At 64.4% G+C, this 19,060-nt stretch carries 18 protein-coding genes; 8 read left to right on the forward strand and 10 right to left on the reverse strand.

The window, feature by feature from the left end:
* Positions 1-33: 33 nt before the first annotated feature.
* On the forward strand, positions 34-813 hold the full coding sequence (locus RVAN_RS18335; RefSeq protein WP_013421178.1) for a cobalt-precorrin-6A reductase: 780 nt from the start codon (positions 34-36) through the stop codon (positions 811-813).
* Here the strand turns inward: RVAN_RS18335 and cobJ are convergent.
* The 4 genes from cobJ to cbiB form a co-directional block, all read right to left on the reverse strand.
* Positions 780-1,544 carry a precorrin-3B C(17)-methyltransferase gene (gene cobJ, locus RVAN_RS18340; RefSeq protein WP_013421179.1) on the reverse strand — a complete coding sequence of 255 codons (765 nt, stop codon included), beginning with the start codon at positions 1,542-1,544 and terminating at the stop codon, positions 780-782. The two genes, RVAN_RS18335 and cobJ, sit on opposite strands and share 34 nt — an antisense overlap.
* On the reverse strand, positions 1,541-2,299 hold the full coding sequence (locus RVAN_RS18345; protein WP_013421180.1) for a precorrin-2 C(20)-methyltransferase: 759 nt from the start codon (positions 2,297-2,299) through the stop codon (positions 1,541-1,543). The genes cobJ and RVAN_RS18345 overlap by 4 nt, the downstream gene beginning before the upstream one ends.
* A complete protein-coding gene (locus RVAN_RS18350) occupies positions 2,296-2,961 on the reverse strand; it encodes a precorrin-8X methylmutase (RefSeq protein WP_013421181.1) in 666 nt (221 codons plus the stop codon). Before RVAN_RS18350 ends, RVAN_RS18345 begins: the two co-directional genes overlap by 4 nt.
* Positions 2,962-3,085: 124 nt before the next feature.
* The gene (gene cbiB, locus RVAN_RS18355) at positions 3,086-4,060 is read right to left on the reverse strand and encodes an adenosylcobinamide-phosphate synthase CbiB (protein ID WP_013421182.1); all 975 of its coding nucleotides are present in this window, start codon (positions 4,058-4,060) and stop codon (positions 3,086-3,088) included.
* A 29-nt stretch (positions 4,061-4,089) separates the two neighbouring features.
* Between cbiB and cobD the strand changes: the two genes are divergently transcribed.
* Positions 4,090-5,280: a threonine-phosphate decarboxylase CobD gene (gene cobD / locus RVAN_RS18360; protein ID WP_013421183.1), complete on the forward strand. Its 1,191-nt coding sequence runs from the start codon at positions 4,090-4,092 to the stop codon at positions 5,278-5,280.
* Positions 5,281-5,307: 27 nt separating this feature from the next.
* On the opposite strand, the gene RVAN_RS18365 is transcribed toward cobD, so the two are convergent.
* Together RVAN_RS18365 and moaA are read right to left on the reverse strand one after the other, a co-directional pair.
* On the reverse strand, positions 5,308-6,135 hold the full coding sequence (locus tag RVAN_RS18365) for a hypothetical protein (protein WP_013421184.1): 828 nt from the start codon (positions 6,133-6,135) through the stop codon (positions 5,308-5,310).
* A gap of 6 nt (positions 6,136-6,141) precedes the next feature.
* Positions 6,142-7,179 (reverse strand): GTP 3',8-cyclase MoaA, encoded by a 1,038-nt coding sequence (gene moaA, locus RVAN_RS18370; protein ID WP_013421185.1) that lies wholly within the window; start codon positions 7,177-7,179, stop codon positions 6,142-6,144.
* A 239-nt stretch (positions 7,180-7,418) separates the two neighbouring features.
* On the opposite strand from moaA, the gene RVAN_RS18375 reads away from it, so the two are divergent.
* Complete coding sequence (locus RVAN_RS18375; RefSeq protein ID WP_013421186.1) at positions 7,419-7,979, forward strand: nitroreductase family protein; 561 nt, start codon at positions 7,419-7,421, stop codon at positions 7,977-7,979.
* Between the two features lie 18 nt (positions 7,980-7,997).
* On the opposite strand, the gene RVAN_RS18380 is transcribed toward RVAN_RS18375, so the two are convergent.
* The 3 genes from RVAN_RS18380 to RVAN_RS18390 form a co-directional block, all read right to left on the reverse strand.
* Complete coding sequence (locus RVAN_RS18380; RefSeq protein WP_013421187.1) at positions 7,998-8,795, reverse strand: (Fe-S)-binding protein; 798 nt, start codon at positions 8,793-8,795, stop codon at positions 7,998-8,000.
* Positions 8,796-9,061: 266 nt separating this feature from the next.
* Entirely contained in the window at positions 9,062-10,018 is a 957-nt protein-coding gene (locus tag RVAN_RS18385; RefSeq protein ID WP_013421188.1) for a UDP-glucuronic acid decarboxylase family protein, read from the reverse strand.
* Positions 10,002-11,171, reverse strand: a complete 1,170-nt coding sequence (locus RVAN_RS18390; protein ID WP_013421189.1) for a glycosyltransferase family 4 protein — start codon at positions 11,169-11,171, stop codon at positions 10,002-10,004. Before RVAN_RS18390 ends, RVAN_RS18385 begins: the two co-directional genes overlap by 17 nt.
* A gap of 228 nt (positions 11,172-11,399) precedes the next feature.
* Between RVAN_RS18390 and RVAN_RS18395 the strand changes: the two genes are divergently transcribed.
* From RVAN_RS18395 to RVAN_RS18415, 5 genes are all read left to right on the forward strand, one after another.
* On the forward strand, positions 11,400-12,731 hold the full coding sequence (locus RVAN_RS18395; RefSeq protein ID WP_013421190.1) for a homoserine dehydrogenase: 1,332 nt from the start codon (positions 11,400-11,402) through the stop codon (positions 12,729-12,731).
* 147 nt (positions 12,732-12,878) lie between these two features.
* Complete coding sequence (gene glpX / locus RVAN_RS18400; protein WP_013421191.1) at positions 12,879-13,874, forward strand: class II fructose-bisphosphatase; 996 nt, start codon at positions 12,879-12,881, stop codon at positions 13,872-13,874.
* Positions 13,875-14,064: 190 nt separating this feature from the next.
* Entirely contained in the window at positions 14,065-15,042 is a 978-nt protein-coding gene (locus tag RVAN_RS18405; RefSeq protein WP_041787867.1) for a polysaccharide deacetylase family protein, read from the forward strand.
* Positions 15,043-15,534: 492 nt separating this feature from the next.
* On the forward strand, positions 15,535-17,472 hold the full coding sequence (locus tag RVAN_RS19380) for a hybrid sensor histidine kinase/response regulator (protein ID WP_049779556.1): 1,938 nt from the start codon (positions 15,535-15,537) through the stop codon (positions 17,470-17,472).
* 125 nt (positions 17,473-17,597) lie between these two features.
* Entirely contained in the window at positions 17,598-17,963 is a 366-nt protein-coding gene (locus RVAN_RS18415) for an NADH-quinone oxidoreductase subunit A (protein ID WP_013421194.1), read from the forward strand.
* Between the two features lie 18 nt (positions 17,964-17,981).
* Here the strand turns inward: RVAN_RS18415 and RVAN_RS19385 are convergent, their stop codons facing one another.
* Positions 17,982-18,965 carry a glycosyltransferase family 25 protein gene (locus RVAN_RS19385; protein ID WP_081449541.1) on the reverse strand — a complete coding sequence of 328 codons (984 nt, stop codon included), beginning with the start codon at positions 18,963-18,965 and terminating at the stop codon, positions 17,982-17,984.
* Positions 18,966-19,060 lie beyond the last annotated feature (95 nt).

Raw genomic sequence — 19,060 nt, forward strand, 5'->3', positions numbered from 1 at the left:
TCGCGCCTTCGCGACATTCCGTGAGAGTTCACGATGCGACTTCTGATCCTTGGCGGCACAGCCGACGCCTCCGCGCTCGCGAAGCGGCTGGTGGGCGACGCGCGGTTCGAGCCCACGCTGTCCCTCGCGGGCCGCACCGTTTCGCCCGCAACGCCAGCCATTCCGTTCCGCATCGGCGGCTTCGGTGGAGCGGAGGGCCTCGCGGCATACCTCCGCGACGAGCGTATCGACGCGATGATCGACGCCACGCATCCTTTCGCCGCGCGCATCTCCGCCAATGCCGTCAAGGCGGCGGAAGCGGCAAGTGTTCCGCTCGCGAGCCTCATGCGTCCAGCATGGGCGCGGCAGGAGGGCGATTGCTGGATTTCCGTTCCTTCGCCCGAAGCCGCCGCCGCAGCTCTCGGCGACGAGCGGCGTAACGTGTTCCTGACCGTGGGGCGGCTCGAACTGCCCGCCTTCGCCGCCGCGCCGCACCATCGTTATGTGGCGCGCGTGATCGACCGGCCCGAAGGCGTGACGCTGCCGCCCGACCTCGCCTTCATCGAGGCGCGTGGGCCTTACGACGCCGAAGCCGAGTTGAAGCTGATGCGCGACGGCGGGTTTGATGTGGTCGTTTCCAAGAATTCGGGTGGCGCGGCAACCTACGGCAAGATCGAGGCGGCGCGCGCGCTCGGCCTGCCCGTGGTGATGATCGAGCGGCCGGAGAAGCCTGCGGGTCACGCGCTCAGCTCGCCCGCAGAAGCGGTGGCGTGGCTCGAAACGCTGCTCGCCGCGTGCGATCATTCCGGGGCGCGCTCCGAACGCGGCGTATAGACCCACGGCAGCGCAGCGCCGTCGCGCTCGATGAGCCGCGTGGTGCTCGCGCCGATCATGACGAGCGTGCGCATGTCCACGATGGACGGGTCCGCTTCGGCCAGCGTCGTCACTGTGACGCGCGCCTCCGCCGTTCCCGCCGCGCGGACGAACAGCACGACCGTATCGCCCGCCTTCACCTCGCGCAGAATGTCGAGCGCCGCGCCCAATTGATGCGGGCGCGCGAGCGACTTCGCATTGTAGAGGGAGATCACGAAATCCGCTTCGGCCGCCGCGCGAAGACGGCGCTCGACCGTAGCCCAGCTTTTGAGATTATCGGAAAGCGAGATGGCGCAAAAGTCGCCGCCGAGAGGCGCTCCGACCTCTGCCGCCACGGCCAGCATCGCGGTCACGCCCGGTTCGACGCGAATGTCGAGCGCGCGCCAGGCTGGATCGCCCGCGTCCACTGCCTCGAAAATCGCCGCCGCCATGGCGAAAACGCCCGCATCGCCACCGGAGACCACAGCCACGCGACGCCCCTGCGCCGCAAGCTCCAGCGCATGGCGCGCGCGGTCGATCTCCACGCGGTTGCCGGACGCATGGCGCGTTTGCCCCTCGCGCTGCGGCACCCGGTCGAGATAGAGGCCGTAGCCGATGAGGTCGGTCGCTTCGGCCAGCGCGAGGCTCGCGGCGGGCGTGGTGTAGGCCGCGTCGCCCGGCCCGACGCCGACGATGACGAGCGACCCCGTCATATGCGCCTCCCGTTGCCGGGGATGAGGATCATGGAGAAATAGGGTGCCTTCGCTGCATCCACGTCTGCCAGCGGGACGACGCGCTCGCCCGGCATGGTGCCGCGCTCCACATAGATCGCGCGGTCGAGCAGCCCCGCCTGCGCCACCGCGCGGCGCACCTTCGCGAGATTGCGGCCAACTTTCATTATGGCGGCGGCATCCGTGTCGGCGAGACGGCGGGCGAGCGTCGCCTCGTCGAGCGTGCCGGGCAGCACCGTAAGCACGTCGTCGCCCCAGGTGAGCGGCGCATTCGCCTTGGCCGCGCAGCCCGAAATGCCGATGACGCCGGGCACGATCTCGACCGGGTAATCGCGCTCCAGACGCCGCCACATATGCATGAACGAGCCGTAGAAGAACGGGTCGCCCTCGCCCATCAGCCCGACAGACCTGCCCGCGCGCAGCAGCGCGGCGAGCCGTTCCGCCGACGCCTCGTAGAAATTGCGCATCGGGCTGGTATAGGCGGCATCCTCGACCGGCGCTTCGGTCGTGACGGGATAATACAGCGTCAGTTCCTCGCGGCCCGGCTCGATCAGCGGTGCGGCCACGGAGCGGGCGCAGCTTTCGCGGCCCTCCTTCGCAAAGCATGCGAGCACATCCACCGAACGGATCAGCCCCGCCGCGCGCAGCGTGAGATAGCGCACGTCGCCCGGTCCGACGCCGATGCCGTAAAGCGTGCCCGCTTCCGCGCCGCCCGCGATAAGTTCGAGCGGGCTCATTCTTTCTCGCTCGCGAGCGCGTTGACGGCGGCGGCGGCCATGGCGCTTCCGCCCCGGCGGCCCCTCACCACGAGATAAGGCACGCGGCCATCGGCGGCGAGCGCATCCTTCGACTCAGCCGCGCCGACGAAACCGACCGGCGTGCCGATGATCGCTGCGGGTGCGGGCGCGCCTTCGTCCAGCATTTCGAGGAGGCGGAACAGTGCGGACGGCGCGTTGCCGATGGCGACCACCGCGCCTTCGAGGTGCGGCCGCCAGAGTTCCATCGCGGCGGCGGAGCGCGTGTTGCAGATTTCTTTCGCAAGGTCGGGCACGGTTTCGTCCGCAAGCGTACAGATCACCGCGTTGCTCGCTGGAAGACGCGCGCGTGTGACGCCGAAAGCCACCATGTTCGCGTCGCAGAGGATCGGCGCACCCGCGAGCAATGCCGCGCGCGCGGCGGCGGCGAAGCTCGGCGACATTTCGAGGTCGTTCACCACATCGACCATCCCGCAGGCGTGGATGATGCGGACCGCGACCTTCGCCTCAAGCTCGTCGAAGCGCGAGAGGTCGGCCTCGCTGCGGATGATGGAGAAGGAGCGGCGATAGATTTCGGCTCCATCGCGGATATAGTCCCGCGGGGCGGGCTTCTGGGCTTCGGTCATCGATTTTGGGGCGGACATGGACGTGGCTCGGCTCAGTCGGATCGGCTCAATGGGATCAGCTTGGCGCTCCGTCAAAAAATGCAGTTAGCCAATGCGCGCGCGGGCTGTCAAACGCAATCGGGACGCGTGGAATGCCACAGCGTCAAAGCGCCGTGAAGGCGACGACGGCCGCCGCGAGCGCATTCGCCTGAATGAGGCAGGCCGTGCGATAGAGACGCAGCGCCGCGCGGATGTCATCGGCCGTGAGCGCGGCTCGCCCGTCGCCCATCCACGAATCGTCCACCAGCGTGCCGCCATAGACGCGCGGGCCGCCGAGCTTGAAGCCGAGCGCGCCCGCCATCGCGGCTTCCGGCCAGCCCGCGTTTGGCGAGCGATGGCGGCGCGCATCGCGGAACACGGCGCGGGCTGCATTCTCGGCGGAGGCGGAAGGCTGAAGCAGCGCGGCGAGCGTGAGCCACAGCGCGGCGAGGCGCGAGCCCGGCAGGTTCAGGAGATCGTCCAGCCGCGCCGACGCCCAGCCGAAGGCGTGATAGCGCTCGGACTTGTGGCCGATCATGCTGTCGGCCGTGTTGACGGCTTTATAGGCAGCCGCCGCCGGAATGCCGCCTAGCGCGAGCCAGAACAGGGGCGCGACGACGCCATCGGAAAAATTCTCGGCGAGGCTTTCCACTGCCGCGCGGCTGACGCCCGCTTCGTCGAGCGCGGACACGTCGCGGCCGACTAAAAAGGTCACCGCCTCGCGTCCGCCGTCGATACCGTCCGCTTCAAGACGGTCGGCGACAGCCTCCGCGTGCTCGGCGAGGGCCCGCTGCGCGAGGAGCGAACTCGCGAGAATGCCGCCGACAATGATGGCGGCAAGCGGCGGCAGGGCGCTTTCGAGCACGGCCCATAAACCGGCGCTGATCGCCAATGTCGCCCCGAGCATCAGCGCGAGCGTGACGATGCCGCCCGCGCGCCGCTGCGCGAACGTCCACGCGGGCCGGTTCAAGTTCCGGTCGCACCATGATAAGAGTGCGCCGATCCACGTCACCGGATGGCCCACGGCGCGGAACAGCGCGTTCGGATAACCTGCTGCGGCTTCAACCAGAAGCGCGATGAGGGCGAGCGTGGTGAACATGACCCGAAAGGCGAAAGCGCGGACGCGCGATGAAATGTAACGCTCCTATAGATGAAGCTGCGGCTGCGGGAAATCGCCGGGACAAAAAAAATCCGGGCGAGCGGTCTGAGCGTGAGCACGATGCCCCGACGCATGACGTGATCGCGCATGATGTGATCCCGCATGGCGGCGCGCTCGACGAGGCGCGGCGGCGCTGGCCGAATGCGCCCGAGCCGTGGATCGATCTTTCGACCGGCATCAACCCCGTGGCCTATCCCGTGCCGGAAATCGGCGCGGAGGCGTGGACGCGTTTGCCTCTGGCGTCCGAAGAATGCGCGCTACGGGTAGCGGCGGCGGCTCGTTACGGCGCGAAAAACGCGGATTGCATCGTCGCGGCGCCCGGCACGCAGGCGTTGATCCAGATCCTGCCGAGGCTCGTCGCGCCCGGCTCCCGGCGAGGTTGCGCTGCTCCCGCCACAGAGCCGTTGCACGAGGGCGCACGGCCACACGTCGCGGTGCTGTCTCCAACCTACGCCGAGCATGCGGCGGCGTGGCGGCGCGAGGGGCACGATTTGCGCGAGGTCGCTTCGCTCGCCGATACGCGCGGAGCGGACGCAGTCGTCGTCGTCAACCCGAACAACCCGACCGGCCGATTGATCGCCGCCGAGGCGCTGGCCGAATGGGCGGTATCGCTTGCGCAGCGTGGCGGGCTGCTCGTGGTCGACGAAGCCTTCATGGATGTCGCGGAGCAGGGCGCGAGCGTCGTCCCTTCGCTGCCGCCATCAACAATCGTGCTGCGCTCCTTCGGCAAGATGTACGGGCTGGCGGGCGTGCGCCTTGGGTTTGCGATCGCGGAACCTGCGCTCGCAACGCGGCTTCGCGGCATGCTCGGCCCGTGGGCGGTGTCCGGCCCGGCGCTCGCCATCGGCACGGCGGCTCTCAACGACCGCGCATGGCTCGAAGCGGCCCGCGCGCGTCTTGCCGCCGATGCCGCGCGCCTCGACGCCCTTATCGCGGGTGCTGGATGCGAAATCGTGGGCGGTACGAACCTCTATCGCCTCGCCGCGTGCCCGGAAACGCCAGATCACGCCGGCGCGCGCACCGCTTTGACGCTCGCGAATCGTCTCGGCGAGCACGGCATCCTCGTCCGGCGCTTTACCTATGAGCGCTCCTGGCTGCGCTTCGGCATTCCGGGCAGCGCGGAAGCCTGGCAGCGCCTTGAGCGGGCGCTTCACGCCTGATGGGGACCGCCGGCGCGATGCGGCAGATCAGGGCTGCCTCTGCGATGCCTTCGCGGCGGTCTTCAGCGGCCCGGTTCTGGCGTTGAGCCGGGCCTCTGCCAGCGCAAGCCATTTGCGGCAACTTGGGAGTTGCAGATTGCAGCGCACGGCGATGCGCGGCTTCTGCTGCGCGGACACGGGCGACCTCCCGGACAGCGCAACGGTCACGGTGCCGCCGCGTTCCGCTTCACGCGCCGAGCGTTGGATAAGCTGCCGCGCGGTCATGGCGGCGAGGAACGGGTTGGCGCGGACGGCGGCATCGCTGAAAATGCCAGTGACGCGTTCTTCCGGTTCGGCTTCCAGAACCTTGAGCGCGGTGGCGGCTCCGGCGAAAAAGGCAAGCCGCAGATTGGCGGGGGTCGCGGGCTGATTCTGTTCGGCGAGGGCGGCGGCGTTTTCGCGCGTGAACAGCAGCGCAACCGTCCGCGAAACGGCGTAATCGGTGCGGAGCGCGAGGATTTCGAAATCGTTCTTGCCCGCCGCGAGGTCCGGCAGGTTGCGTTTCACCACGTCGAGGAACGTGGACTCGATGAATTGATACGGGCCGAGCGCCGATGAAAGCGGGTTTTTCGCGAATTGCCGCCCGCCCGATTCCGCGCGCATGAGCCGGTCGAGGAAAAGGTTTTCCGCTTCGGTCGGCGCCGGGTTGGGGGCAATTTTCGGTTGCTGTGTTTCGGCCTGCGGCTTATCGGCGGTTTCGTTCGTCTTGCCGGTTGCGGGACTTGCGACGCTCTTCGTGCCGCTGTCGGGCTCCGTCCCGGCCGCCAGAACGGTCGCACTCCACACAACACACAGAACGCATACGAACACCCGCATCGCGCGTCACCCGCCCGTTACGCTCATGGGCCGCACGATCCGCGTCTCGTCGGCCTTGTCGATGACGAAGTCGTGGCCGCGCGGCTTGCGTGCGAGAGCGGCGTCGATGGCCTCCGATAGCCGAGCATTCGAGGCGTCCGCGCGAAGGGGCGCTCGGAGGTCGGCCGCGTCTTCCTGCCCGAGGCATAGGTAGAGCTTGCCGGTGGCGGTGACGCGAAGGCGGTTGCAGCCTTCGCAGAAGGATCGCGACATCGGCGTGATGAAGCCGAGCCTGCCGCCGGTTTCGCGCAAGCGCACATATCGCGCCGGACCGCCGGTGCTGTCGGGAATGGCGTCGAGGGTGAACCGCGCGGAAAGCCGAGCGCGCACGTCGGATAGCGGCAGGTAACTTTCGTACCGCCCGCCTTCGATGGCGCCGAGAGGCATGGTCTCGATCAAGGTCAGGTCCATTCCTTCCGCATGACACCAGAGTAGCATGTCCTCGATTTCGCTCTCGTTAATGGCCTTCAGCGCGACCATGTTGATCTTGACGTGCAGCCCGACCGCCTTTGCAGCGCGGATGCCTGCGAGCACCGCAGCGAGATCGCCCCGACGCGTCACGGCCCGGAATTTGTCCGCGTCGCGCGTGTCGAGCGAGATGTTGACGCGGCGCACGCCGGCATCCTTCAGCGACGCGGCAAATTCGGCCATGCGGCTACCGTTGCTCGTCAGCGTCACCTCGTCGAGCGTCCCCGCATCGAGATGGCGCGAGAGCGCGCGCACGAGCAAGAGGAGGTTGCGCCGCATCAGAGGCTCGCCGCCGGTGAGCCGGATTTTCCGCACGCCCTTCGCGATGAAGCCAGCGCAGAGGCGGTCCAGCTCTTCCAGCGTGAGCAGTTCGGCTTTCGGCAAAAATTGCATGCGATCCGGCATGCAGTAGACGCAGCGGAAATCGCAGCGGTCGGTGACCGACACGCGCAGGTAGGTGATGTGACGCCCGAAGGGATCGACCATGGCGGGCGCGGCGGCGGCGGGTGCGGCGGCTTCTGTCAGGTGCAGCGTCATTCTTATCCGGGTTTCGCGGGTGGAGCCGGGGGACATCGACGGCGAAATGCTGATATGTGAATGCGGCGGTGGTTGTCAGCGCCCACGCGCTCACGAAATGATGATGAGACGCCGCCGAGCCGCCGGGCGCCTAGCGTCTTTTTTGCATACGTCTCGGATGATAATGCTGCTCCTCAGGCGCCTGAGTTTGCTTTGAGCATGCGCAGAAACCTGAAATGGACGATCTGGAGTTACTCCCCATGGAAGCTTATGAAACGCTGGTAACGCGGGTGACCCCGTCCATTCTCGAAGAACCGGCTCCCGACCATGAAATCGAACGCAAGATCGTCGCGGCGGCGCTTCGCGCTCCCGATCACAAGCGGCTGAAGCCGTGGCGGTTCATCTCCATTCGCGGCGACGCACGGGCGAAGCTCGGCGAGATTTTCGCGGCGGCGTATAAGAACAAAGCGCCAAACGCCTCGCCGGAGGTGATCGCCCGCGAGAACAAGAAGCCGCTGCGCGCGCCGCTGATCCTCGTTGTGCTGGCAAAGATCGTCGAAGACGCGAATGTGCCCGCCATCGATCAGAAGTTTTCGGCGGCGGCGGCGGCACAGAACATCATCCTCGCGAGCGAGGCGCTCGGCTTCGGTGCGGTATGGAAGACGGGTGACGCCGCCACCGATCCGCTCATCAGGGAAGCGCTCGGCGTGAAGACGAACGAAGAGATCGTTGCATACATCTATATCGGTACGGTGAAAGCGCGCCCGAACCCGCCCGCGCCGCTCGAAGTATCGGCATTTCTCACAAGCTGGCCCGCCTGAGCAGTCTCGCCGCCCGCGCTAGCCTTCGGCGCAGATGCCCGGCTCGGACTCATCGCCCGCCAGCACTTCGGCGATGTGGCGCACCTCGACCACTCGCCCTTCGCGTGCGAGTTTGCCCGCGATGTTCATGAGGCAGCCGAGGTCGGCGCCCGTGAGCACTTCGGCGTTGGTATCGACCACGCGCTCGGCCTTTTGCGTGACGATGGCGTTGGAAATTTCGGGGTATTTGAGTGCGAACGCTCCGCCGAACCCGCAGCACACGTCGCGGTCGCTCATTTCCGCGAGCGTGAGGCCGTCGAGGCTCTTTAGAAGCGCGCGCGGCTGCGAGGCGACGCCGAGTTCCCGCACCGACGAGCAGGAGTCGTGATAGGTCACGCGGCGCGGATAGGCTCGGCCGGAAAAATCCACGCCGAGAATGTCAGCGAGAAATGCGGTGAGTTCGCTGGTGCGGCTTGCAAGGCCCTCCGCGCGGGCGCGCCACGAAGGCTCCGTTTCCGCGTCGAACAGGCCGGGATAATGCTTCGCGATCATGGCCGCGCACGAGCCTGACGGCACCACGACGTAAGGGAAGGTCTCGAAGGCAGCGATGACCTGTTTCGCAATCTCTCTCGCCGCCTCGCGATCGCCCGAATTATAGGCGGGCTGGCCGCAGCAGGTCTGGCTTGGGGGAACGATGACCTCGCATCCCGCCTCTTCGAGGAGCTTCACCGCAGCGAAAGCGGCGGATGGCCGGAATATATCTACAAGGCAGGTGACGAAAAGCGCCACGCGAACCGTCTGGTGGCTTCGAGCAGCATTCGGCCCACTTGGCTCCATCCCGGATTCCCCCATCAATCGCCAGCGCAACACGTCAGAGCGTGTGCATCGCGCCAGAGCACTACGCCGAAAAGTGTATGCGGCTTTTGCATACGCGAAGCGACAGATAATTGCAGCGCAGGCTCCAATTATCTCGCCCGATCAATGAGGCCTCGGCTTTCGTCGCCGTCAGCCGCGAGGTTGACACGCTGGAACCTCGGCGCGTGGGAGGTTACGAAGCCGCGCGCCGAAAGCCATCGCGTACCGCGAGCGTGCCGCTCCTTCAGTTAATCGATCAGCGCCCGAAAATAGGCGATTGTCGGTTTCAGCCCCTCCGAAAGCGGCACTTCAGGTTGCCAGCCAAGCTTCGCCTGCGCGAGCGCGATATCAGGTTGCCGCTGCTTCGGATCGTCGGCGGGCAGCGGGCGATAAACGATTTCGCTGGCGGAATCGGTCTGCCGGACGACCTCACGCGCCAGTTCGAGCATCGAGAATTCGCCCGGATTACCCAGATTGACGGGGCCGATGAAGCCGGCGGGGCTGTTCATCAGCCGAACGAGGCCGTCGATCAGATCGTCGACATAGCAAAAGGAGCGCGTTTGCCGCCCGTCGCCGTACAGCGTTATGGGCTCGTTCGTCAGCGCCTGGACGATGAAATTCGACACGACGCGGCCATCGGCGCGATGCATGCGCGGGCCGTACGTGTTGAAGATCCGCGCGACCTTGATGTCGAGTTGGTGCTGGCGGTTATAGTCGAAGAACAGCGTTTCCGCGCAGCGCTTGCCTTCGTCGTAGCAGGAGCGGGGGCCGATAGGGTTCACGTTGCCCCAGTAATCCTCGCGCTGCGGGTGGACGGCGGGATCGCCGTAGACCTCGCTCGTGGAGGCCTGAAGGATGCGGCACTTCAGGCGCTTGGCGAGCCCCAGCATGTTGATGGCGCCATGAACGCTGGTTTTCGTCGTCTGCACCGGGTCGTGCTGATAGTGCACGGGCGAAGCCGGGCAGGCGAGATTGTAGATTTCGTCCACCTCGACATAGAGAGGCAGCGTCACGTCATGGCGCATGAACTCGAAGCGCGGCTGCCCGTGCAAATGATCGATGTTGCGCTTCGTCCCGGTGAAAAGATTGTCCACGCAGAGTACTTCGTGACCATCGGCAAGAAGACGGTCGATCAGATGCGACCCGAGGAAACCGGCGCCTCCGGTAACCAGAACGCGTTTCCGGCTTTCATAAAGTCTTGGCATGATCAATGGCCTCGCTCAAATGCGCTGAATACTTTCCCGCCGGACCACCGGCGGAGATGGAAAGGTAGTTGTCCAGACGGCTGTTAAGGCGCGTCGCGAAATCGCTGAAGCGGAAATTGCGCTGCCAGCGAGAATGCCCGGCCAAGCCCATGGCGGCGGCCTTGTCCGTGTTCCGCAGCAGAAAGATCAGCCGATCCGCGAGATCGTCCTTGCGGTCGAGATCGGCGTTGAAACCGGTCACGCCATCGACGTTCACCTCGCGCCCGGCATCATGGATCGATGCGACAACCGGCAGGCCGCGCCGCATCGCCTCCGCATAGACGATGCCGAAGCCCTCGTTTCGGCTCGGCATGGCGAAGACGTGCGCGGCGTCCCATAGGGCGGGGAGCGCCTCTTCCGGCACGAAGCCGAGCACGTCGATATTCTCGCGGGCGGGCGACGCTGCGGCTACCGCCTGAATCGCGTCGAGGCCGCTGCCGCCGCCCGCGATGACGAGGCGGGCTTGCGGGACCGCCGCCGTGACCTGCGGCCATGCCGCGATCAACTCACGATGGCCTTTGTAATCCTCCGCCGCGTCGATCCGGCCGAGAATGAGCACCGATGGCGGCCCCTGAAAGGAAGCGAGCGCATCCGGCGCGTCATCGCTTTCCGTCGAGAGCCCGCAAACTTGCGCCCGAGGCAGCGGACCGCGCAGCGTCTCGAATTTTTCGAGGGTGAAGGCGGAGTTCACCAGCACGATGTCGGCCCCGGCAAGCGCGCGCGCTCGCGCCGGTGAGTCGTCGTACCAGACTTCGATGCCGTGAATCCAAGTCGCGTAGGGCCTCAGCCTTCGGAGCGCACGAGGATGAGCGCGGGCTGTCCCGACCGAGTCGTAAAGAGCGAATGGATTGCGAAGGGCGAGCCGGTTCGCTGCGAGGAGGAACTTGAATTTGCTGCCGCGTGCCAAGCGGGCGGCGACGCCATCGACCTCAACGGGTTCCGTATCGAGGAAGCTCAGGAGATCGACGCGGACGCCCGAGCCGATCAGGGCGCGCGCGGACATGCGAGCGACGGCGGAGATACCGCCAGCGCCAGGCCTCAAAAGCGTCGCTCCCAGAAGAACCTTCGAACCGCGATGTGCCAAGCGATCCTCCCACCAAAGATGGGAAAGCATATAATTGGTTCCATCGCCAACCTTTGCGCGTGTTTTCCACCGCTCGCGCACCGCTATCTGGGGACCGCGAGCGCATCGATCGCCACAGCAGCGGGCGCTCCCCAATTGCATCGCATTTGAGATGCCGATAAAGATGTGCGTTCATGCGAGGCTGCGCTGACAGCCGCGCCACGAGGGCTGCTGGCGGCTCAAGGCTTTCAGCGGACGCGCGATAAGGATCGACGAGACATGACAGATCTTCCGCCGCTTCGATTGGGCATCGCCGGTCTCGGCACGGTGGGCGCGGGCCTCGTGTCCCTGCTGCGCGAAAACGGCGCGGCTATCGCCGATCGCTCGGGCCGCAGCATCGAGGTCGCGGGCGTATCGGCGCGCACGCCGGGCAAGGATCGCGGCGTGGACCTCGCGGGCATTCCGTGGTTCGCGAACGCCTGCGATCTAGCGCGAAGCGACAGCATCGACGTGTTCGTGGAACTGATCGGCGGCGATGAAGGCCCGGCGCTTCAAAGCGTCGAAGTGGCGCTCGAAGCGGGCAAGCATGTCGTCACGGCGAACAAGGCGCTTCTCGCGCGCCATGGCGTGTATCTCGCCGGACTCGCGGAGAAGAAGGGCCTCGCGCTCAATTTCGAGGCGGCAATCGCGGGCGGCATCCCAATCGTCAAGGGCCTGCGCGAAAGCCTCCTCGGCAATTCCATCAGCCGCGTCTACGGCATCCTGAACGGCACCAGCAACTACATCCTCACCCGCATGCAGCGCGAGGGCCTGCCCTTCGCGGAGGTGCTCGCGGAAGCGCAGGCGCTCGGCTATGCGGAGGCGGACCCGACCTTCGACGTCGACGGTCAGGACGCGGGCCACAAGCTTGCGCTGCTTTCGGCGCTCGCTTTCGGCGTTCGGCCCGATTTCGGCGCGATCCACCTTGAAGGCATTCGCGGCATCACGCCCGACGACTTCGACGCCGCTGAAGAACTCGGCTACCGCATCAAGCTTCTCGCCGTGGCGATCCAGACCGAAAACGGCATCGAGGCGCGCGTCTCGCCGACCATGATCCCGAAAACGAGCGCGCTGGCGGGCGTTGACGGCCCGCTCAACTCCGTCGCCGTCGAGGGCGACTATTCGGGCCTTATCATTCTCGCGGGGCCGGGCGCCGGATCGAGGGCCACCGCGTCGTCGGTGGCAAGCGACATCATCGACATCGCGCGCGGCCACATCAGCCCGCCCTTCATCCTGCCCGTTGCGAAACTGCGTCAGCAGACGCGCCCCGGCATGTTCTCGCACGAGGGCGGCTTCTACATCCGCCTTTCGGTCTTCGACCGGCCGGGGGCCATCGCAGCCATCGCGACGCGCATGGCCGAGCAGCAGATTTCGCTCGAAAGCGTGGTTCAGAAGCGCGCGCCGCTCGATCTGCCGGGGATCAGCCGCGCGGGCCAGGCGGGCGAGCCGACGCCGGTCGTCATGATCACGCATCGCACGCGCGAAGAGCGGCTACGCAGCGCGCTTGCCGCTATCGTCGAGGATGGGCACGTCTCCGGCGTTCCCCAGACGATACGCATTGAGGCGCTTTAACCCAGCGTGCTACAGCTTCAGAGCGCGACCGGCTCAAACGGAGTCGGCGACGCGCTCGAAGATTTATCGCAATTCCGGACGGAAAATCGGTTCCCGCTTTTTTTGGGAATTGCTTAGCCACCTGAGTTTCGCGGGAGGGCCAGGACCATGGCAAACGAGCCGTCATTCGCCAGACCGGCGAGCAGTCTCATGCGCACGCTTTCGCTCGACATCGCCCGTGTAACGGAGGGCGCGGCCGTCGCCGCGGCCAAGCTCCGCGGGCGCGGCGACGAGCGGCAGGCGGACGCCGCCGCCGTCGCCGCCATGCACCGCGAGCTAGCCGATCTCGCCATCGACGGCCGTATCGTGATCGGCGAGGGCGAGCGTGACGATGTGCCGCTCCTCTACGAAGGCGAGGAACTGGGCGTCGGCGGCCAGCCCGTCGACATCGCTGTGGACCCGCTGGAAGGCACGACGCTCTGCGCGAAATCGCTGCCGGGTGCGCTGGCGGTCGTCGCGATGAGCGAGCGCGATTGCATGCTCAAGGTGCCCGACGTCTACATGGAGAAGATCGCCATCGGGCCGGGCTACGAGCCGGGGTTGGTGAGCCTTGAGCGTTCCATCGCGGAAAACCTCGCCCGCCTCGCATCCGCGAAGGGGGGGCGCGTGTCCGAGCTTACGGCGTGCGTGCTCGACAGGCCGCGCCATGCGAGGCTGATCGAGGAAATCCGTTCCGCCGGCGCTGCCGTGGCGCTGATCGGCGACGGCGACATCGCGGGCGTGATCCAGACCTGCAAGCCGGACGAAACCGGTATCGACATCTATCTCGGCACGGGCGGCGCGGCTGAAGGCGTTCTCGCCGCCGCCGCGCTCGTTTGCCTCGGCGGCCAGATCGAAGGGCGTCTCTCAGGGCTCAGCGACGAGCAGGCGCGGCACGCGGAGTCGCTCGGCATCGAGAACCCGCGAAGGATCTTCCGCGTGGAAGACATGGTTTCGGGGGACATCATCTTTGCCGCTACGGGCGTCACGGACGGCTCGCTGCTGCCGGGCGCGCGTTTCTTCGACGGTCGCATCGAGACGCACACCGTCATCATGCGTTCATCCACCCGCACCGTGCGCTGGATTCGCGCCGAGCATCTCGACGTCCGCAAATTCGAGCGCTGAGTCGCGCGCCTCGCGTTGAGCGTTTCGAGATCGGAAACAAACATCGGCCCCAAAGCTGGGCTTGATGCTCTCCCCGGGGCGAGAGACGATACACGTTCGGGTGCCGTGCGATCAGCCATGATACGGCGCCATGCGGAAAGTCGCTCGCCGGAAAACTTCGCGCGAAGACCGGCGAGGCAGCGGGGCATTGATGCGGATTTTGCTATTTGCTGTAGGGGCTTTTGTTCTGATCCCGGCTCTGGCCGAGGCGAAAGAGTGCGTTTATACTGAAAAGAGCTTTCTCGCGCGGGTCGTGGCGGTCGATTCGCAGAAGCGGCACGCCTATGGCGGCGCGGGCGAGGCGACTTCCGAAACGCCGTTGCTCCGGGAGAAGGAAATCGTACTTTCCTTCGAGCAGGGACCGCACAGCGCCTATACGAAATACATCCTCGACATCCTCGACAAGCACTGCGTGAAAGCAACCTTCTTTCTCAAGGGAAGTGCGGCGCTGGCGAATTCTGTGGCTGTGCGCGACGTGGCGCGTCGCGGTCATACGCTGGCAGCGGGCGTCTGGTCGAAAGCGGACGCGGGCAAGCCCGAAGACGCCAGGAATGAACTGGAGAGCGCACTCGCCGCCGTCGCGAAGGCCTCGAAGGAGCCGGTCGCGCCGTTTCTCCGCATATCGCAGCGTGCGCTTGCCCCGGAATTTCAGGCCTATCTCGAAGAGCGGGGCGTCAGCCTTTGGTATGCCGACATCGAATCCGGCGATGGCGATCAGGGCCTCACGCCCACGGCTTTCGCCAACCGAACCCTCGCACGCCTCAAGGAAGCAGGCAAAGGCGTCCTCGCCCTCCGCGATACCAGCAAGATGACCGTGGACGCGCTCGACAGCATCCTCATCAACATGGAGATTGAAGGGTTCAAGATCGTTCAGATCGTGCCAACCGCCAATTTCGAGCCGAAAGCGGAGGTCTCGGAGAAGCTTTCGCTTCCTGCCGCAGCCGCGCCGCCCCGAGTAGCGAGGCCTGCCGCCGATCAGAGGGCAGAGCAGCAGCGACGCGATGCCCCGCGTCCGCTCGCGCGCGAGACCCCTCGCGTCGCCGCCCCGGCCGCACAGCCTCAGCGACGCCTGAGCGAACGTGAGAATGCCGCACGACAAACCGGAATCGGAGACGACATACGTCAGTGACGCCGCCCGCTTTGGCGACGGCTTGTCCGAACGACCGCCTCAGGCCGCGTCGGAGATTGCGCGCGCATCCCGGTTTCCTGTTTCAACGAACCGCGGCGAAAGGCGTTTCGTCCGCACGCGGCCTTTTTTCGATAGGGTTAGAACCGCCTCCGTCCCCGGTTACTTCCATCTTCGCGGCTAGGGAATATATCCTTGTTTTGCAAGGATAGACTATTTTATTTCAATGATTTAGCTGATGTTACCAAAGTGATTTATTCAAATTGTACAGCAAATGTTAGCAAGGTGAAAGCAGTGGCTTCTCCCTTTACGGCATTTCACTTGACCCTGACGCTCAAGCGCGCAGTTTGATGGGGAGTTTGATCAGGCTTATCGGTTGATATCGTCTGATAATAACGTCCTCACTGAGTGTGTTCACTCTCCTATATGGATTTCGAGGTAATGATCCTGCATACCCTTGCAAGGGAAGACTTATGCGCTCCGCCGGATGACAGCATGCAAGATGCGGTCGTCGTAACGGACGAGACAGGCAAATTCCTATGGGCCAACGCGGGCTTCGCGCGGCTCACCGGAGTTCCCGCGCACGAAATTGCCGCGCGCACACCGTCTTCACTCCTGCAATCGCCCGGCATGAACAGAAACGCGGTGGCGGCAGCGCTGCTGCATGCGCTCGAAGCGAAGGAGCCCGTGAAGACGCAGGTTCTGGGCGAAAGACGGGGCATTCCCGTCTGGTTCGACCTCGAAGTGATGCCGCTGCTCGACGCCGACGCGCATATCCGCGGGTTCGTCGCCATTCAGCGCGACATAACCTTCTGCGTCGGCCGGGATTGCGACGTTACCAAAGCGGTTCTGGGTAGCAGCAAGGCCGAGGGACGCTTGCGCGCTGCGGTCGAAGCCATATCGGACGGTTTCGCCATTTACGACGAGAATGATCGGCTGCTCATCGCGAATGAAGCGTTTACCAAGCTTCACGAAGGAATCGAAGACGCCCTCGGCCCCGGAGCATCGTTCGAGGATCTGTTGCGAAGCACACTTGCGAGAGGGCTGATCGACATTGGATGCGAGGATCCGGACCGCTGGCTGGACCGTCAGCTTACCGCTTCAAAGCACGCGTTTTCTGAAATCCACATGCGATTCGCTAACGGTTGCTGGATGTCGCGGCGCCACAAGCGGATGGAAAACAACGAAACCGTACGCATATGGACCGATATCAGCTCCCTGAAGCGTCAACAGGCCGAACTTGAGGATGCGCGTGCGCGCGCCGAGGCGGCCGACAGGGCGAAGAGCCATTTCCTCACCAATATGAGCCACGAAATGCGTACGCCGATGAACGGCATCATCGGATTCAACGAGTTGCTGCTTCAAGGCAATCTGAGCGACACGCAGCGCGATTACGCGACCCTTATCCAATCGTCGTCCAAGTCGCTCATGTCGCTGATCGACGAGATCCTCGATCTCGGCAAGATCGAACGCGGCACGCTCGAAATCCAGAGCGCCCCGTTCAAGCTGAATCAGCTTATTTCGGCGGCACGCTCGCTTCAGGCGCTCGCCGACGAGAAGGCGCTGCAATTGAAGGTCAGCAGCACCTTGCCGTCGCAGACAATCGCCATCGGCGACGTGGAGCGCATTCGCCAAATCCTCGTCAACCTGCTCGGCAACGCAATCAAGTTCACCGAAACGGGCGAGGTGACGCTATCGATTTCGGCCGAAAACAATGGGCTGGCCTTTTCCGTCAACGACACCGGGCCAGGCATCGCCCCCGATCGATTGCGCAAGATTTTCAACCGCTTCTATCAGGCCGATGACCTTTGTTCCGGCAAGGTCAAGGGTAGCGGCCTCGGCCTCGCCATCGCGAAGGAACTCACCGAACTGATGGGCGGCACCATCACGGTCGAAAGCGAGCGCGGAGAAGGCTCGACGTTCCTTGTCTGGTTGCCGCTGTGGCTCGACAACGATCAAGTGCAATTACCGGCTGCGCAGAGCAGCGGCAGCGGGAGCGTGGAGGAGACCGCGCAGCTCACGCCATGCGTCTACGATGTGCTCGTCGCCGAAGACCATCCGATCAACCTCAAGCTTGCGCTCGCGCTCTTGCAGGCCGCTGGATGCGAGACGCATTCGGCCGAGAACGGTCAGCAGGTGCTCGTGAAGCTCGAAAAGCGCGATTACGATCTCATCATCATGGATAGCCAGATGCCCATCATGAATGGCGTCGAGGCCATAAGGATCATCCGGCACCGTGCCGACTGGAAGCGGGACATTCCGATCCTGTCGCTCACCGCCGATGCGATGAAGGGCGCGGAGGAATATCACGCTTCTGCCGGCGCTGACGGGTATATGGCGAAGCCGCTGAAAAGCGATTGTTTCATCTCGACGGTGAAGCGCCTGGCGGAGCAGGGCCGCGATCTCCGTCTGCGCAATCAGGAGGCCGCCTAAGCTTTCGCCGGAGCCTTTCCGACCGCAGTTGGTTGCGAAGAAGCGCCGTTGCGCACGATGCGTAAATCGTGCAAAAAAGAGGGATCGCCGCACGGCGCAGCTGCTCTCATTCGCGAACGAGCCTCATGACCGAACTGCTTCAGCAATATTTTCCGCTTGTGATCTTCCTTGGCGTTTCGCTCATCATCGGGCTTGGGCTGCTTGTTGCGCCGTTCTTCGTCGCACCGAACAATCCCGACCCGGAGAAGGTGGCCGCGTATGAATGCGGCTTCCCGGCTTTCGACGACGCCCGCATGAAGTTCGACGTGCGCTTTTATCTCGTGGCGATCCTGTTCATCATCTTCGACCTCGAAGTGGCCTTCCTTTTCCCTTGGGCGGTGGCGTTCAAGGAGGCAGGCGTCGCAGGTTTCTGGGCGATGATGGCATTCCTTTCGGTGCTTACCATCGGCTTCATCTACGAATGGAAGAAGGGCGCGCTCGACTGGGATTGAGCCCGCCGCCGCATCAGCTCAAGCTGTTCTCTGTGACGTTCTCTCCCCCGGCCTGCTGTTCCCGACGGGTATCGCTTCCTTGAGCTTGGGCGGCAGATCATCGCATGATGCGTTAAGTTCGCGCGGCTGATACAAATCGCCGAGAAGCTCGGCCCGTTCCATCATTTTTGCCCGGAACAACAGACCCGCGGCTATCCACACTCCATGGACGCGGATGTATTCAGCCACCTTGCGATGGAACGACATTCTTTTTTTGATGCTGGACTTCATCTTTCGATGGAGCGGCTTGCGCAGGCGCTTTCCCTTCGGTGTGGTTCCTTTTTTTTCGGACACGAACTCCTGCGGACGTCCCATCTCGCTTCCGTCTTCCTGATCGGCCGGGAAAGGGATGACGTGGTATACGCGAGGCTTCAAGGTGGCGGCACCGAAAGCCTGGTTATCGTAGAAATCCACCATCGGTTTGAGGTTGGGCAGAAGGTTTCGTACACCGCGAGCGGTGACGACATAAGCCGCCGCCCCTATATCGCCGCCTCGTGAGATCAGACCTAGCGTGCGCGCGCCGATGGGCCTCAGGGGCAGCACCTTCAGCCGCTTGACTTGGGTGACTTCAAGTTTCAGGAAATCGGTATTGGGGGGAAATTTGAGCGTGGGATCCAGAAAAGTGCCGAAGTCCGGCGCGAGATCAAGGTCGTCCTCAAGGACGCATGCGCGTTCGTAGCTGCGATCGCGTATGATCTGCAACACGCTGAGATGACTCTGAAAGCAGGCGACCTCGTTCGCGATGGGTCTTCTCGTCGGCTTTGTCCAGGTTTCCCTGGGCGCGAACGTCTCCACGGAGTCCGGTGGAAGCGCTCTGCCATCGATGGCCGCAAACCGCTCATAGGCGATGCCGAGAGAGCGAAGCTTCTCGTCCATGCGGGCGAGGCGATGAGGCGCCCGGTCAAGATTGATGAGGAAAACCGGAATGTGGTCGACAAAATTTTTCATTTGAGAGAAACACATTATCAAACGGGAACTATGTCGTTCTTTAGCGCACTTTTACGAGGTGCTGCAAGCCTAAGTGCTTGCATGGTTTGACGGGAAGCCCTCCGCCCTTA

This window comes from Rhodomicrobium vannielii ATCC 17100 (assembly GCF_000166055.1).
Classification (GTDB): Bacteria; Pseudomonadota; Alphaproteobacteria; order Rhizobiales; family Rhodomicrobiaceae; genus Rhodomicrobium; species Rhodomicrobium vannielii.

Bases quoted from the DNA above. Each gene is read 5' to 3' on its own strand.
- RVAN_RS18335 (WP_013421178.1), top strand. From the start codon at position 34: ATGCGACTTCTGATCCTTGGCGGCACAGCCGACGCCTCCGCGCTCGCG.
- cobJ (WP_013421179.1), bottom strand. From the start codon at position 1,544: ATGACGGGGTCGCTCGTCATCGTCGGCGTCGGGCCGGGCGACGCGGCC.
- RVAN_RS18345 (WP_013421180.1), bottom strand. From the start codon at position 2,299: ATGAGCCCGCTCGAACTTATCGCGGGCGGCGCGGAAGCGGGCACGCTT.
- RVAN_RS18350 (WP_013421181.1), bottom strand. From the start codon at position 2,961: ATGTCCGCCCCAAAATCGATGACCGAAGCCCAGAAGCCCGCCCCGCGG.
- cbiB (WP_013421182.1), bottom strand. From the start codon at position 4,060: ATGTTCACCACGCTCGCCCTCATCGCGCTTCTGGTTGAAGCCGCAGCA.
- cobD (WP_013421183.1), top strand. From the start codon at position 4,090: ATGAAATGTAACGCTCCTATAGATGAAGCTGCGGCTGCGGGAAATCGC.
- RVAN_RS18365 (WP_013421184.1), bottom strand. From the start codon at position 6,135: ATGCGGGTGTTCGTATGCGTTCTGTGTGTTGTGTGGAGTGCGACCGTT.
- moaA (WP_013421185.1), bottom strand. From the start codon at position 7,179: ATGACGCTGCACCTGACAGAAGCCGCCGCACCCGCCGCCGCCGCGCCC.
- RVAN_RS18375 (WP_013421186.1), top strand. From the start codon at position 7,419: ATGGAAGCTTATGAAACGCTGGTAACGCGGGTGACCCCGTCCATTCTC.
- RVAN_RS18380 (WP_013421187.1), bottom strand. From the start codon at position 8,795: ATGGAGCCAAGTGGGCCGAATGCTGCTCGAAGCCACCAGACGGTTCGC.
- RVAN_RS18385 (WP_013421188.1), bottom strand. From the start codon at position 10,018: ATGCCAAGACTTTATGAAAGCCGGAAACGCGTTCTGGTTACCGGAGGC.
- RVAN_RS18390 (WP_013421189.1), bottom strand. From the start codon at position 11,171: ATGCTTTCCCATCTTTGGTGGGAGGATCGCTTGGCACATCGCGGTTCG.
- RVAN_RS18395 (WP_013421190.1), top strand. From the start codon at position 11,400: ATGACAGATCTTCCGCCGCTTCGATTGGGCATCGCCGGTCTCGGCACG.
- glpX (WP_013421191.1), top strand. From the start codon at position 12,879: ATGGCAAACGAGCCGTCATTCGCCAGACCGGCGAGCAGTCTCATGCGC.
- RVAN_RS18405 (WP_041787867.1), top strand. From the start codon at position 14,065: ATGCGGATTTTGCTATTTGCTGTAGGGGCTTTTGTTCTGATCCCGGCT.
- RVAN_RS19380 (WP_049779556.1), top strand. From the start codon at position 15,535: ATGCAAGATGCGGTCGTCGTAACGGACGAGACAGGCAAATTCCTATGG.
- RVAN_RS18415 (WP_013421194.1), top strand. From the start codon at position 17,598: ATGACCGAACTGCTTCAGCAATATTTTCCGCTTGTGATCTTCCTTGGC.
- RVAN_RS19385 (WP_081449541.1), bottom strand. From the start codon at position 18,965: ATGTGTTTCTCTCAAATGAAAAATTTTGTCGACCACATTCCGGTTTTC.